Origin of the sequence: Frankia sp. AiPs1 (assembly GCF_023716945.1) — a bacterium.
GTDB lineage: Bacteria > Actinomycetota > Actinomycetes > Frankiales > Frankiaceae > Frankia.
In genome coordinates, this window is the sequence record NZ_JAMQQF010000144.1 from 1 (window position 1) to 12,683 (window position 12,683).

13 protein-coding genes and 1 pseudogene are annotated in these 12,683 nt (G+C 72.6%); 7 read left to right on the forward strand and 7 right to left on the reverse strand.

Features of this window, described 5'->3' with window-relative positions; translation table 11 throughout:
* The 4 genes and pseudogenes from ND748_RS14870 to ND748_RS14885 all read left to right on the forward strand — a co-directional run.
* Positions 1 to 298 (forward strand): annotated as a pseudogene (locus tag ND748_RS14870) (ABC transporter ATP-binding protein); the annotation flags it as partial.
* Complete coding sequence (locus ND748_RS14875) at positions 291 to 2,330, forward strand: ABC transporter ATP-binding protein (protein WP_251746403.1); 2,040 nt, start codon at positions 291 to 293, stop codon at positions 2,328 to 2,330. The pseudogene ND748_RS14870 and the gene ND748_RS14875, both read left to right, overlap by 8 nt.
* The gene (locus ND748_RS14880; protein ID WP_251746404.1) at positions 2,327 to 3,421 is read left to right on the forward strand and encodes an LLM class flavin-dependent oxidoreductase; all 1,095 of its coding nucleotides are present in this window, start codon (positions 2,327 to 2,329) and stop codon (positions 3,419 to 3,421) included. The genes ND748_RS14875 and ND748_RS14880 overlap by 4 nt, the downstream gene beginning before the upstream one ends.
* A 389-nt stretch (positions 3,422 to 3,810) precedes the next feature.
* Positions 3,811 to 4,608 (forward strand): methyltransferase domain-containing protein, encoded by a 798-nt coding sequence (locus tag ND748_RS14885; RefSeq protein WP_251746405.1) that lies wholly within the window; start codon positions 3,811 to 3,813, stop codon positions 4,606 to 4,608.
* A gap of 65 nt (positions 4,609 to 4,673) precedes the next feature.
* Here the strand turns inward: ND748_RS14885 and ND748_RS34645 are convergent, their stop codons facing one another.
* Positions 4,674 to 5,078, reverse strand: a complete 405-nt coding sequence (locus ND748_RS34645) for a PPOX class F420-dependent oxidoreductase (RefSeq protein WP_251746406.1) — start codon at positions 5,076 to 5,078, stop codon at positions 4,674 to 4,676.
* Positions 5,079 to 5,481: 403 nt separating this feature from the next.
* Here ND748_RS34645 and ND748_RS14895 point away from each other — a divergent pair, with 403 nt between their 5' ends.
* Positions 5,482 to 6,078 carry a hypothetical protein gene (locus ND748_RS14895; RefSeq protein WP_251746407.1) on the forward strand — a complete coding sequence of 199 codons (597 nt, stop codon included), beginning with the start codon at positions 5,482 to 5,484 and terminating at the stop codon, positions 6,076 to 6,078.
* A 63-nt stretch (positions 6,079 to 6,141) separates the two neighbouring features.
* Here the strand turns inward: ND748_RS14895 and ND748_RS14900 are convergent, their stop codons facing one another.
* Together ND748_RS14900 and ND748_RS14905 are read right to left on the reverse strand one after the other, a co-directional pair.
* Positions 6,142 to 6,498: a group 1 truncated hemoglobin gene (locus ND748_RS14900; protein WP_251746408.1), complete on the reverse strand. Its 357-nt coding sequence runs from the start codon at positions 6,496 to 6,498 to the stop codon at positions 6,142 to 6,144.
* Positions 6,499 to 6,740: 242 nt separating this feature from the next.
* Positions 6,741 to 7,088 (reverse strand): helix-turn-helix domain-containing protein, encoded by a 348-nt coding sequence (locus tag ND748_RS14905; RefSeq protein ID WP_251746409.1) that lies wholly within the window; start codon positions 7,086 to 7,088, stop codon positions 6,741 to 6,743.
* A 125-nt stretch (positions 7,089 to 7,213) separates the two neighbouring features.
* On the opposite strand from ND748_RS14905, the gene ND748_RS14910 reads away from it, so the two are divergent.
* Positions 7,214 to 7,984 (forward strand): antibiotic biosynthesis monooxygenase, encoded by a 771-nt coding sequence (locus ND748_RS14910; RefSeq protein ID WP_251746410.1) that lies wholly within the window; start codon positions 7,214 to 7,216, stop codon positions 7,982 to 7,984.
* 122 nt (positions 7,985 to 8,106) lie between these two features.
* Here the strand turns inward: ND748_RS14910 and ND748_RS14915 are convergent, their stop codons facing one another.
* Entirely contained in the window at positions 8,107 to 8,637 is a 531-nt protein-coding gene (locus tag ND748_RS14915) for a DUF488 family protein (RefSeq protein ID WP_374215927.1), read from the reverse strand.
* Positions 8,638 to 8,797: 160 nt separating this feature from the next.
* Here ND748_RS14915 and ND748_RS14920 point away from each other — a divergent pair, with 160 nt between their 5' ends.
* On the forward strand, positions 8,798 to 9,652 hold the full coding sequence (locus ND748_RS14920) for an NAD(P)-dependent oxidoreductase (protein WP_285902138.1): 855 nt from the start codon (positions 8,798 to 8,800) through the stop codon (positions 9,650 to 9,652).
* 90 nt (positions 9,653 to 9,742) lie between these two features.
* On the opposite strand, the gene ND748_RS14925 is transcribed toward ND748_RS14920, so the two are convergent.
* The 3 genes from ND748_RS14925 to ND748_RS14935 form a co-directional block, all read right to left on the reverse strand.
* A complete protein-coding gene (locus ND748_RS14925) occupies positions 9,743 to 10,834 on the reverse strand; it encodes a hypothetical protein (protein WP_251746413.1) in 1,092 nt (363 codons plus the stop codon).
* Positions 10,835 to 10,980: 146 nt separating this feature from the next.
* Complete coding sequence (locus ND748_RS14930) at positions 10,981 to 12,087, reverse strand: hypothetical protein (protein ID WP_251746414.1); 1,107 nt, start codon at positions 12,085 to 12,087, stop codon at positions 10,981 to 10,983.
* A 143-nt stretch (positions 12,088 to 12,230) separates the two neighbouring features.
* The coding region (locus tag ND748_RS14935; protein ID WP_251746415.1) for an alpha/beta hydrolase fold domain-containing protein at positions 12,231 to 12,683 on the reverse strand (453 nt) is incomplete at its 5' end.

The window sequence follows — 12,683 nt, forward strand, 5'->3', positions numbered from 1 at the left end:
GTGCCTGGCCCGCGCCCTGCTGCGCGCGCCCCGCGCCATCCTGCTCGACGACGCCACCTCGGCCCTCGACCCGGCCGTCGAGCGCGAGGTGCTCGCCGCCGTGGCGGGCCTGCGCGGGCGCACCACCGTGCTCATCGTGGGCGGGCGCCCCAGCTCGGTCCTGATCGCCGACCGGGTCGCGTTCCTGCGCGCGGGCCGGCTCGTCGCCGTGGGAACCCACGCCGAGCTGCTCGACGCCGAACCCGACTACCGGCGCATCCTGCAGGCCTACGGGACGGCGGACAGAGCCCATGGCTGAGCGAAACCGGGCCGACCGGGCTCCCGCTGACCCGGATCTGGCCGACCGGGCTTCGGCCGACCGGGGCCTGGTCGGGCTGAGCTCCGTCGGGGCGCGCGAGTTCGGCCGGCTGATCCACGCGACGACTCCGGGGCTGACCGCCGGCCTACCGCTGACCGTCCTGCTGGCGTTCGTCGCGGGCGGTGGACGCATCGTGACCCCGCTGACCGTCCAGTACGCCCTCGACCACGGCCTGCTCGACGCCCACGGCGGCAGCGGCGACGCCGCCGACGTCGTCGGGCGCGCCGTGCTCGTCGGCGCCGTGGCCACCGTCGCCGCCGTGCTCGCCTCGTGCTGGCTCAACCGGCGGGTCTACCGCCGCACGGAGGCCGCCCTCGCCGAGCTGCGCACGCAGGGCATCGCCCGGATCCACGAGATCGCCCCCGAAACCTTCGCGCGCCTGGCCGGCGCCGACCTCGTCACCCGCCTCACCAGCGACGTCGAGGCGGTCACGACCTTCGTGCAGAACGGCGGCGTCGCGCTGCTCGTCAACATCACCCAGATGATCATTGCCGGCGTCCTGGTCGCGACCTACTCCTGGCAGCTCGCGCTGCCCGTGCTGGTGCTGGCGGCGCTGCTGTTCGCCGTCATGCGCCGCCTGCAGGCCGTCGTCGCCCGCCGCTACGCCGCCGTACGCGGGAGCGTGTCGGTGCTGCAGTCCACGGTCGGCGAGGCCGTCAGCGGCATCGCCGTCATCCGCTCCACCGGCACCGAGAGGCGCACCCGCGTCGCCATCGACGACGCCGTGGCGGGCACGGCGTCGTCGCAGCGCCACACCCTCGTGCCCCTGCACGTCAACACCGCCCTCGGCGAGGTCGCCATCTCGGCGATGACCGCGTTCGTGGTCGTCGCCGGGACCCGCTGGTCGACCGCCCACACCCGATGGGAACCGGCGCTGCACCTGTCCGCCGGCGAACTGGTCGCGATGCTCCTGCTCGTCAGCGTCTTCGTCCGGCCCCTGCAGGCCCTCGTGCAGACGCTCGGGGAAATCCAGAACGCCGTCGTGGGCTGGCGCCGCGCGCTGGAGATCCTCGCGACGCCGTCGGGCATGGTCGCCGGCGTCGACGCGCGCGAGCTGCCCGCCGGGCCGATCGGAGTCGAGCTGGCCGACGTCGCCGCCGCGTACGGGGCGGGCCCGCTGGTCGTGGAGCATTTGACCGTCGTCATCTCCCCCGGCGAGCACGTCGCCGTGGTCGGCGAGACCGGCTCCGGCAAGAGCACGCTGGCCAAGCTGCTCACCCGCCAGATCTCGGCGAGCCGCGGCCGCGTCCTGCTCGGCGGCGTCCCGGTCGGCCGGGTGTCGGAGGCGTCGTTCCAGCGTCGCGTCGCGATCGTCCCGCAGGACCCGTTCCTGTTCGACGCCACGATCGCCGAGAACATCGGTGTCGGGCTGCGCGGCGACTCCGACCCGCTCAACGACTCCGACCCGCTCGACGGCTCCGGCGTGCTCGACGACTCCGACTTGCACGACGACTCCGACCCGCTCGACGACTCCGACCCGCTCGACGGCTCCGGCGTGCTCGACGAGATCGTCTCCTCGCTCGGCCTGCGCCCGTGGCTCGACACGCTGCCGGACGGCCTCGGCACCCGCGTCGGGGTGCGGGGGGAACGCCTGTCGGCCGGCGAGCGCCAGCTCGTCGCCCTCGCCCGCACCGCGCTGGTCGACCCCGATCTGCTCGTGCTCGACGAGGCGACCAGCGGCGTCGATCCCGCCACCGACGTCCGGATCCAGCGCGCGCTCGGCGCGCTCACGGTCGGGCGCACCACCGTCTCGATCGCCCACCGCATGGTGACGGCGGAACACGCCGACCGCGTCCTTGTCCTCGACCACGGGCGCCTGGTCCAGAGCGGACGCCACGCCGACCTCGTCGCCGTCCCCGGCCGCTACGCCGAGCTGCACGCCGCCTGGGTCGAGCACACCGCCGCCGCCGCCACCGCCACCGACGCCGCACCCCACGAGACCTTGCACCGGCAGAAGGAGAGCGCCCCATGACAGCCCCCGCTACCGTCAGCACCGCCACCCCGACGGACCCGGCGGGCCCGCCCGCCCCTCGCCGGCTCCGGCTCGGCTTCAACGCGCGGATCGCCTTCCCGACCGGGCAGGCCGGTGCCGCGCTGCGCGACGGCATCGAGCTGTTCCGCGTCGCCGAGCAGCTCGGTTACGACGCCGGATGGGTCTACCAGCGCCACTTCGACAACTACCTCGCCGCTCCGATGGTGTTCCACGCCGCCGTCGCGCAGCACACCGAGCGGATCGGCCTCGGCACGGCCATCATCGGCGTCCGCTACGAGGATCCCGTGCTGCTGGCCGAGGCCGCCGGCACGGCCGACCTGCTCAGCGGCGGGCGGCTGCAGCTCGGCCTCGGCACCGGCCAGGGCGGCTTCGACGCCGTCTTCGGCCAGGCGCCGAACGACGGGCGCGCGCAGTCCCAGGACCGGCTCGCGGCGTTTCTGCGCGCCATCCGCGGCGAGCGAGTCGGCGAGATCACCGACCCGGAGGGCCTGCTCCCGGTGGGTACCGAGCTGTTCGTTCGCCCGACGAGCCCGACGCTGCCCGACCGGATCTGGTACGGCGGCGGTTCGGTCGCCTCCGCCGAACGGGTCGGGCGGCAGGGGCTGCGGCTGCTGCTGAGCACCATCCTCAGCGGGCAGATCGACGACTACGGCGCGGAGCTCGCCCGGGCCATCGAGGCCTACCGCGGCGCTCATCCCGGCACATCGCCGTCGCGGGTCGCCGTCGCGCGCTCCGTGCTGCCCGCCACCTCACCGCAGCTCGCTCGCGCCTATGCGGCCTACGACGCCGAGCGGCGCACCCAGGGGCCCGCCGCCTCCCGGCCGGCCGGGGCGCTGGCGCCCGTCGCGGCCCCCACCGCCCGGTTCACGATAAGCCCGGTGCACCACGGCGACCCGGCCGCCGTCGTCGACGAGCTGCTCGCGGATCCCAGCGTCCCACTCGCCGACGAGCTCATCGCGTTCCTGCCGCCCGCGTTCGGACTGCGGGAGAACCTGCGGCTGCTCGAGGACCTCGCCGAGACCGTCGCCCCCCACCTCGGCTGGACCCCGGCCACGGCCGCAACAGCATAGGTCCCTCACCGGCAGACCGCGACGCACTGTGATGGCGATCGGCCCCTGCCTGACCCCCGGCCGGTCACCACCCCACGTCACACCGCCACACCCCACACCGCCACACCCCACACCGCCACACACCGCCACACCCCACACCGCCACACGCCGCGCCACCACACGCCGCGCCGCCGCGCCGCCGCGCGAGGTGGGGTGTGCAGGGGAACGGGGCGACCTGTTCCTTCTGTGGGGACGAAGCGGACGCCGAACCCTACAGACGGAACAGGTAGGCGCTCTCTCACGCAGCCGCCGCCCGTTTCGCGGCCGCCTCGGCCACGTCGCCGGACATCGCGGAACGTGAGAGCAGGACGGGCAAGGGCCTTCTTCGACACTCCACTAACCTCGTTCCCGTGACCAGCCCAGACCGCGAACGGCTACGGGCCACCTTCACCGAGGACGCCGAACTCTACGACCGAGCGCGGCCCGGATACCCGCCCCGGATGTTCGACGATCTTGCTCGGCTGGTCGGGCTCGGGCCGGGATGCCGCGTGCTGGAGATCGGCTGCGGGACCGGAAAGGCCACGGTGCCGCTCGCGCGGCTCGGCTGTCGGATCGTCGCGGTCGAGCTGGGCCCGCAGATGGCGGCGGTGGCCCGCCGTCAGCTCGCCGGTCACGAGGACGTGCACATCGTCGAGGCCGTGTTCGAGGACTGGCCGCTGCCGCGGGAACCGTTCGACGTGGTGCTCGCCGCGACCGCGTTCCACTGGATCGATCCGGCCGTGCGGGTCGAGAAGTCGGCGGCGGCGCTGCGTCCCGGCGGCGCCCTGGCCACCGTCGCGACCCACCATGTCGCCGGTGGCACCGAGCGCTTCTTCGCCGAGGTGCAGAACTGCTACGAGCGTTTCGATCCGACGACCCCGCCGAATCTCAGGCTGACGGCCGCCGCCGACATCGCCGAGGACGACGAGGAAATCACCCGGTCCGGCCGGTTCGACGAGGCTGTCTTCCTTCGTTACGAGTGGGAGCTGTCCTACCCGAGCGCGGAGTATCTCGACGTCCTGCGCACCTATTCCGGACACCGCGCCCTGGACCCCGCCGCCCGACGCGGACTGCTCCACTGCATAGCCAATCTGATCGAGCGTGACTATGGAGGCGTGATCACCAAACGCTATCTCACGGAGTTGCGGGTGGCGCACCGCCGAACGTGACCCCCCCGCGGCGGCCGGACGGGCGCAGGGTCGGCCGCCGGGCGGAGTGTCCGCGGGCCGGTCGCTCAGCCGAGGACGACGACGCGCCGCGGGTGCAGCACGGCGGTGGTCCGCTCAGAGTCCAAGGCGCTGAACCGGGCGAAGTCGACGTTGTACCGGTCGGTGATGCGGTGCAGAACGGTCTTGTCCGGGTCGGGCACCAGCTCGACGTCGGAGCGGATCTCCAGGGTGCGTCCCGCGTTGGCGGGGTCGACCAGAAACAGGGTGGCCACCGGGTTCTGGCGCAGGTTCACCAATTTCCGCCGGGTACTGATCATCGAGACCTTGACCGTGGGTCCGTCGGGCAGGTACCAGACCGCGGTTGCCTGCGGCCGGCCATCGGCGCCGATCGTGACGAAGACGGCGGTCAGAGGAGAGTCGAGCAGGTCGCGGTGGGAGGCCGGAAACTCGGCCGTCTCGGGTGTGCTCACCCCTGTATACCTACCCGCTCGGTCCGCCGCGCGTGACGGCAGGGGCCCGGCCCGGGGTCGGTGGGGCCCGCACCGCCGAAACGGCGCCAAGGCCGTCGCCCTGGGTCCGAGCTCCCGCGGCCATTCCACGACGCGGCCGGCCACCGGCAGGAAGGCAGCGGACAGGCGCGGCACCGGGCAGGGTGCCGCCGAATGCGAGCGTGATCCGCGGAAAGCCAATCGGTCGCAGGTCTGCCGCAGGTAACCAAGGGAACCGGCCAGACGATCGGCCGCCTCGGTCGAATCCGGTCGGCACGGTCCACCACACCACGGAAATGCCTGATTTGCCATGCATCTGCGGCCCCACTAAGCTGGCATCAAAGCCCGAATAGTGGGCGTCCGGAGACGGAATGAGGCAGTCCTGATGGCGCGCGAGGTAATTTCACTCATAAACGTGTGGTGCGACAATGCCGGCCGGCACGCCAAGGACAAGGTTGCGGCGACGCAGACGGCGGCGTTGGCGTACGACGGAAGACTGGTCAGGCTGGATCTGTGCGACGAGTGCCGGGACGAGGTGGCATCCGTCCTCGGCGAGTACGCGGAATACGGTGAGACGGTCGACGTCGGCCGCAACGCCAAAATCGATACGGCCTGGACGGCGGTGGAGCAGAACGACGCGATCACGACGCCCGAGGTCCGGAGCGAGCCGAACCGGCCGGCGCCCGCCCAGCCCAAGGTCCGTCGCCCGCACCAGAGCACGTCCGTCAGCGAGGTCCGCGCGTGGCTGCGGGACCACGCCGACGAGCATGGGCTGACCGTGCCGGAACGGGGGCCACGGCTGTCGAGCGAACTCAAGGCCGCCTACGACCGGGGGCACGGCTGGGACCAGGTCGACGGGGCCTGGCGCCCAGCACCGCCCGCGGCCGACCCGGAACGCGCAGCCGGCACCGAACGCACCGCCGACCCAGAACGCACGGCCGGCAGGGAACCCGCAGGCAGCGAGCATCCCGGTCGGGACTGACCGGCGGTGGTTTCTCCGCCCGGTCCGCCCGCGGCACCCCCTGCCGGCGCCCTGGCCCGGCCGCTACGAGGCGGTGACGATGTCGGAACGCAGCGGGCCGAGAACCGCGGCGATCGGGCCGGCTGCCTCGGCCGGGGCGCCGACGCTGGCGAAGGCGGCGAGCAGGTGGCCGACCACCCCGTCGAACTGGGCGGCGCCGATCCCGAGGGAGGCGTGGACCTGGGTCATCTCCCCGCCCTGGTAGATCTCGGGACCGCCGAGCGCCGAGCCGATGAACTCCCGCTGGGTTGCCTTGAGGCTGGGCAGATCCCGGCCCTCGAAAAACCGGACGAGATCCGGGTCGGCCAGCACTCGGACGTAGAACTCGTCGACCGCGGCCTTCACGGCCTTCGCGCCACCAATATCCTGGTAGATACTCATCCAAGATCTCTCTTTCGCCGGAGTGGCCCGATCCGAGATCGGTGACCACGATTTGCCGCATGGCTGCGCCGCTTACTGTCCGTCGGGTCCACTGAACCGCAGGAGAATCCTTCGGTCCGGGGGCCGGATGGTCACCTGGCAAAGAAGGACGGCAGGCCGAGACAGGCCGCCTGACCCCTTCCGCCGGTTCGTCGGGAGAAGCTTCGCCTGCTGGCCGGTGGCGACGGTCGACGGTCGACGGGTCAGTCCAGGACGGAGGTGACCGTGAGTCGCCGCTCCGTCGCCCACTGTCGACCCCAGTCGAACATCGCCTGGAGTACGGGCGCGAGAGAGCGGCCCTCGGCGGTGAGGCGGTACTCCACGTGCGGAGGCGTGGAGCTCACCAGCGTGCGGTCGACGATCCCGACGCCTTCCAGTTCCCGTAGCCGCTGCGTCAGCATCTTCTCGGTGATGCCGGGGACCAGCCGGCGGATCTGCGCGAAGCGCAGCTGATCGTTCTCCTTGAGGCGAGCCAGGATCACCGGCACCCATTTGGCGCCGATGACCTCCATGGTCACCTCCACCGGACAGTGATAGATACGTTCCGCCATCGGATCCTCCCTCGCGGCGCCGGACGACACCGGACGGGTCCGGACGGCGGCGTTGGTACGCACCAAAAAGTGCGTACCAACGATACAGCAAGTTCCTGGTAGCGTTACCCTGGGAGGTCCGAAGAATGATCCTTGAGTACATCCGCTACCGGATTCCAGAATCCCAGGAGGTCGAATTTCAAGAAGCCTACGAACGGGCGGCGAACTCGTTGCGAGAGTCGCCCAACTGCCTCGATTTCGAGCTCTCCCGGGGTGTTGAACAATCTGATCGATACACCCTCAGGATACGCTGGGACTCCCTCGAAGGGCACCTGGAGGGATTCCGGAATGGCGACCTGTTCCAGAATTTCTTCGCCCAGATCAGACCCTACGTCGATGCCATCGAGGAGATGCATCACTACCAGCCCACCGCCGTTGTCGGTGTCGGCGCCGGAACGCCCCGGCCGCCGAGCCTCTACGACTGGGCCGGCGGCGAGGACGCCTTCGAGCGGCTTTTCGCTCGGTTCTACGAAACCGTGCCCGACGACGAGCTCCTCGCCCCGCTCTTCGCCGGCATGAACCCGGCCCACGCACATCACGTCGCCATGTGGCTGGGTGAGGTGTTCGGCGGCCCGGCCGTCTACACCGAGCTCCGCGGCGGTTACGAGAACATGCTCGCCCACCACCTCGGCAAGGCCATCACCGAACAGCAGCGCCGGCGCTGGGTCAGCCTCCTGGTCGATGCCGCCGACGAGGTCGGGCTGCCCGGAGATCCGGAGTTCCGGGCGGCGTTCATGAGCTACCTCGAGTGGGGAACCCGCATCGCCGTCCAGAACTCGAGGCCCGGCGCCACTCCGATGCCACACGCCCCGGTGCCCCGATGGGGATGGGGCGTCGCGCCGCCCTGGCAGCCCTGACCCAACCCGGTCACCGCAGGAACCCGGTCACCGCAGAAACCTCACTGCTGCGGGGAACCCCGGCTACTGCGCCCCCCCCGTTGCTGCTGCGGGGAACCCCGCTGCTGCGGGGAACCCCGCTACTACGCGAACAGGGTGCCGGCGTCGTAGACGAGTAGACCGTCGTCGCGGCGGCGCACGCCGGCGGTCAGGCGGTGCGGGTCGAGGCGGCCGTCGTGGTGCAGGTGGGACACCTGGCCGCCGCGGGCGAGCGTGACGAAGTCGGCGATCATCCGGCGGTGGCAGCGCCACCACAGCGTTTCGGCGCACATCACCGCCGTGCGGGCCACCGCCGCCTCGGCCAGCAGCTCATCGACCGCCCCGACGAACGCGGTCGAGCGCATCCAGGCCGCATAGCCGGCGAACGACCGGTTGACCAACGCGGCATCCGGGGAGTCCGCCGGGGCCCGGCGCCGGCCGCCCAGCCGCGGCTCCCAGCGGTACCGGACCCCGGCCGCGGGCAGCCACCGCTCGATGCTGCTGCGCGCCACCTGCGGGTTGTGCCGGCTCCCCGGCGCCGACCGCACATCCACCAGCAGCGCGACCCCGGCGCCGCGCAGCAGCCCGGCCAGCCGGTCCGCGGCCAGCGTGCCATGCCCGACGGAGAACAGCACCGGCACCGGATCCACCCTCCCGGTGTACCCGCCCAAGGCGGATCCGGCGGACGTCGGAGTGGCGGATGATGGCGTCGGTGCCCCCTCGCTGCGAGCCGGGCATGCCGGCACGGGGCTCGGGCCCGTCGACGACGAGAGGTGCACAGGAATGGTCGAGGACATGTCGCCAGCAGACACTGCGGAGTCGGGGGCCTTATCCCCCGTCGGGTTCGTCGGGGCCGGTTCCATGGGAGCGCCGATGATCGAGCGCCTGCTCGCGGCCGGCGTGCCCGTGCACCTGTTCGCCCGCCGGGCCGAGGTCCAGACCCGGTTCGCCAAGTTGGGCGCGGTCATCGAGCCCTCGCTGGCGGCCCTGGCCGCCGCGGCCGAAGTGCTGATCGTGTGCCCCTTCTCCGCGGCCCAGCTCGCCGAGATCGCCGACGGGCCGGACGGTCTGCTCGCCCGCGCCACGCCCGGGTCCGTCGTCGTGCAGCACGCCACCGTGGCAACCGATGACATCCGCCGCCTCGCCGCGGACGCGGCCGTGCGCGGCGTCACCGTGCTCGACGCACCGATCAGCGGAACGTCCGCGACCATCCTGGCCGGCCGGCTCACCGTGCTGATCGGCGGCGCCGCCGCAGCGGCCGACCGTGTCGAGCCGCTGCTGGCCGCCTACGCCTCGACGATCGTGCGGACCGGCGAGGTCGGCTCCGCCACGACCGTGAAGCTGATCAACAATCTGACCTTCGCGGCGCACGTCCAGACCGCGGTCGCCGCCGTCCAGCTCGGCGAGAAGCTCGGCATCCGCAGCGGCGACCTGCTCACCGCCATCACCGCCTGCAGTGCCGACAGCGCGGTGTTCCGTCACCTGCAGGCCATCGGGGGCGTCGAGGAGCTCTTCGCCATGGCCGGCCCCTACCTTCGCAAGGACGTGGCCGCGGTCGAGGAGGTCACCGCCGCGCTTGGCCTCGACACCGGCATCCTCGGCGAGGTCGTGCAGTCCGGCCCGCTTCCGCTGACCGCCACCCGGTCGTAAGCCGACCGTAAGCCGACCGGCGGGCCTTCCTCCCTACGAGTCCCATTCAAGCCGCTCAGGCCACTCAGGTCGGGCGGACGCTCAGGCCACTCAGGTCGGGCGGAACGGAAGCGTGACGGGACCGGCGTCGCGGGGGTCGTCCGTCGGGCGGGCGAGGTCCCGGTCAAAGACCCGGCCGACGGAGTTGCCGGCCAGGTCCTCCAGGACGGGATCGACGACGAGGCGGTGCGGCCCGGGCGCCCAGCCGTGCCGCGGGGCCAGCTGCCACGACCGTTCCTCGGCGCCGACGTCCGCGACGCCGTCGACGGGCCGACCCTCTGGCCCGACGACGCGCAGGCAGCGGGCGATCAGGCCGTGGTCGAGCGGCCGGTCGAACCCGACCCGAAGCGGTTCGGTGCTGCCGGCGGGCGGGACGCGCAGGGTCCAGGCGTGCGGATCGACGTGGCGGCGCTCGTCGCCGGCGACCTGGTAGCGCCGGTCGGCCCCGGCCCGCAGCCGCTGGCCGCGGGCGTCGCGCAACCCGTCGTCGACGACCAGCCGGAACGGTGTGCCGGACCGCAGCGGGTAGCCGGCCTCGCGGTGCGACGCGAGGCCCCGCTTGATCCGCGCCGGGTCGAGCAGGACGGTGAGCCGACGCCGGCCGGTGTCCCACAGCTCCTGCTCGGTCGCCAGCAGCGCCCCGGCCAGGACGTCACCGTGGTCGGTGTCGCTGGCGTCGGTGTCGCTGGCGTCGTCGACGAGCCGCACGTGGCCCGCCGCGTAGCCCTCGCTCATCGGCGCGCTGAACCAGATGTAGGCGCGCAGCAGGTTGCGCGGCACGGTCGCCGCGCTTGGGTGGATCGCGAGCACCCCGGTGGTGGCCGGCTCGTCGCTGCCGGCGCGGGTCAGCTCGGCCACGGCTGCGCCGTCGACGGTGACGACGTACACCGTGCCGTCGAGGAAGGGGAAGCGCGGCAGGAAGCAGAGGTCGGGGCCGTCGCGCAGCAGCCGCCCGGCCGTCGGCGGGGCGGTGCCGAGCGCCACGGCGGTGGCCGGATGGATCCGCACCTGCGCATCCGACCCCGCCCCGGACGGCCCGGCCAGCCCCGCTGGCCCCGTCACCTCGGCCAGCCCGGCCAGCCGGATGCAGTCGGCCCCGCCGTGCCGCGACCACGACACGGCGATCCCACTCCGGTTGCCCACGCCCACGCTCCTCCAGCCGGCGGCCTCCAGCCACCTTCAGCCGGCGGCCTTCCAGCCGCCTTCAGCCGCCCGACTCCGGCAGCCCGGTGCAGCCCCGTCCCGTGCAGTCCGACCGATGCAGTCCGACCGGCCTGGAGCGAGGCGGCCTACAGCGAGGCGGCCTTCAACGAGCGCAGGTGCCGGCGCCCGTCGGGGTCGGTCTGCAGGGCCAGCACGTGCTCGTCGTCGAGGTTCGCGAGTTTGGTGATGCCCTGAAGGTCGGCGGTCTCCCGCGGCACCCCGAGTCCCCTGGCGTGATCGGTCAGCGGCGCCTGGGCGTCGATGTCCCGCCCAGCGATTTTGATCAGGCCGTGCGAGGTGTTCGCGACGAGCAGGTACTCCTCGCCGCCCTGGACGATGGAGACCATGTCCAGCGGCTGGTTCATCGCGCCGAGTTCGGCGACGGTGCGCCCGACCGTCCTGGTGCCCGGGGCCAGCTCGGCCAGCGGGAAGTGCACGACCGGTGTGCAGGTGTAGCTGGCCAGGATGGCGCGGCCGCCGTCGTAGGGCACGAAGGTGCGGATCGGCGCCGCCGTCTCCCACTTGTCGTGCGAGACGTGGTAGATCTCCAGGCTGTTGCCCGCCGCGCCGGCGGCGTCGGTGAACGGGAACGGGATCCGCCGCAGCTTGGAGGAGAACTCCTCGTTGGACAGCCCGGCGACCAGCAGCGACCCGTCCACGTACGCCATGTCGGTGACCGTCGAGGTGCGGATCGGGCGGCGCAGCACGCGGATCGTCTTGGCGCCGACCGTGATCTCCTCCCCCTCGTCGCCGAGGGGCAGCGTCACGTCGACCCGCTCGTCGTCGGGGGCCGGGGCGTCGGCGATCGCCACCGACGCGACCGGCACGTCGGTGAGCGGGACGTCGCTGATCGAGGCGTCCGCCCGGTCGATGCGCACCAGCACCGCCTGGGCGGACTCGCCGTGGCCGCGCTGGACCGACAGGTAGATGTTGCCCGAGTCGGGGTGGACGGCGAGGTCGCGGATGGCGACGTCGGAGGCGTCTGCGCCCAGCAGCGAGCCGACCCGCGCGTCGACGTCGGCCAGGTCGAACGGATCCGATCCGGCCGGGCGGCTGCCCGGGTCGGCGACGTCGACCGCGAACACGGTCGCCGCCGCGTTGTCGGCGAGGAACAGGATCCCCGCCGGGCCGAAGGTGATCGGGCCCGCCGAGCCGAGCTCCGCCCGGCCGACCCGCAGTCCGTACTCAGTCACGTTGATCTCCTCGATCTCCTGGGGTCGGGACGGAACGCCGGCACTGCGTCCACGACGTTGTTCACAACCCTGTTCCCAACCTTGTCCACCGGCGAACTGTTCCAACGGCGTCCTACGGGCGTAACGCGGAGGTGCTCCGGGCGTCAGATGGCGGTCAGCAGGCGCCGCAGCCAGTTCAGCCGGGCGGCGGCGCACTCCTGGGAGAGCCGTGCCTGCGGCGCGAACAGGGCGAAGCCGTGGAAGCCGCCGGGCCAGACGTGCAGCTCCGTCTGCACCCCGGCCCGCAGCAGACGGGCGGCGTAGTCGATGTCCTCGTCACGGAACGTCTCGGCGGAGCCGACGTCGACGAACGCCGGCGGCAGGCCGCTCAGGTCGCCGGCGCGCGCCGGTGCCGCGTAGGGGGAGACGTCCGGTCCGCCGGTGTCGTCGCCGAGCAGGGCCGTCCAGCCCGTCCGGTTCGACGTGTCGTCCCAGACGCCGAGCCCGGCCATCTGCACGGTGGACGGCGAGCCGCCGCGGTCGTCGAGCATCGGGCACATCAGGAGCTGGCCGGCCAGCGCCGGGCCGCCGCGGTCGCGGGCGAGCAGCGCCACCGC

What these genes read in the sequence shown, in the direction of transcription:
- ND748_RS14910 (WP_251746410.1), top strand. Translation starts at nt 7,214, where the DNA reads ATGATCCTTGAGTACATCCGCTACCGGATTCCAGAATCCCAGGAGGTC.
- ND748_RS14900 (WP_251746408.1), bottom strand. Translation starts at nt 6,498, where the DNA reads ATGAGTATCTACCAGGATATTGGTGGCGCGAAGGCCGTGAAGGCCGCG.
- ND748_RS14895 (WP_251746407.1), top strand. Translation starts at nt 5,482, where the DNA reads ATGGCGCGCGAGGTAATTTCACTCATAAACGTGTGGTGCGACAATGCC.
- ND748_RS14905 (WP_251746409.1), bottom strand. Translation starts at nt 7,088, where the DNA reads ATGGCGGAACGTATCTATCACTGTCCGGTGGAGGTGACCATGGAGGTC.
- ND748_RS14920 (WP_285902138.1), top strand. Translation starts at nt 8,798, where the DNA reads ATGTCGCCAGCAGACACTGCGGAGTCGGGGGCCTTATCCCCCGTCGGG.
- ND748_RS14875 (WP_251746403.1), top strand. Translation starts at nt 291, where the DNA reads ATGGCTGAGCGAAACCGGGCCGACCGGGCTCCCGCTGACCCGGATCTG.
- ND748_RS14880 (WP_251746404.1), top strand. Translation starts at nt 2,327, where the DNA reads ATGACAGCCCCCGCTACCGTCAGCACCGCCACCCCGACGGACCCGGCG.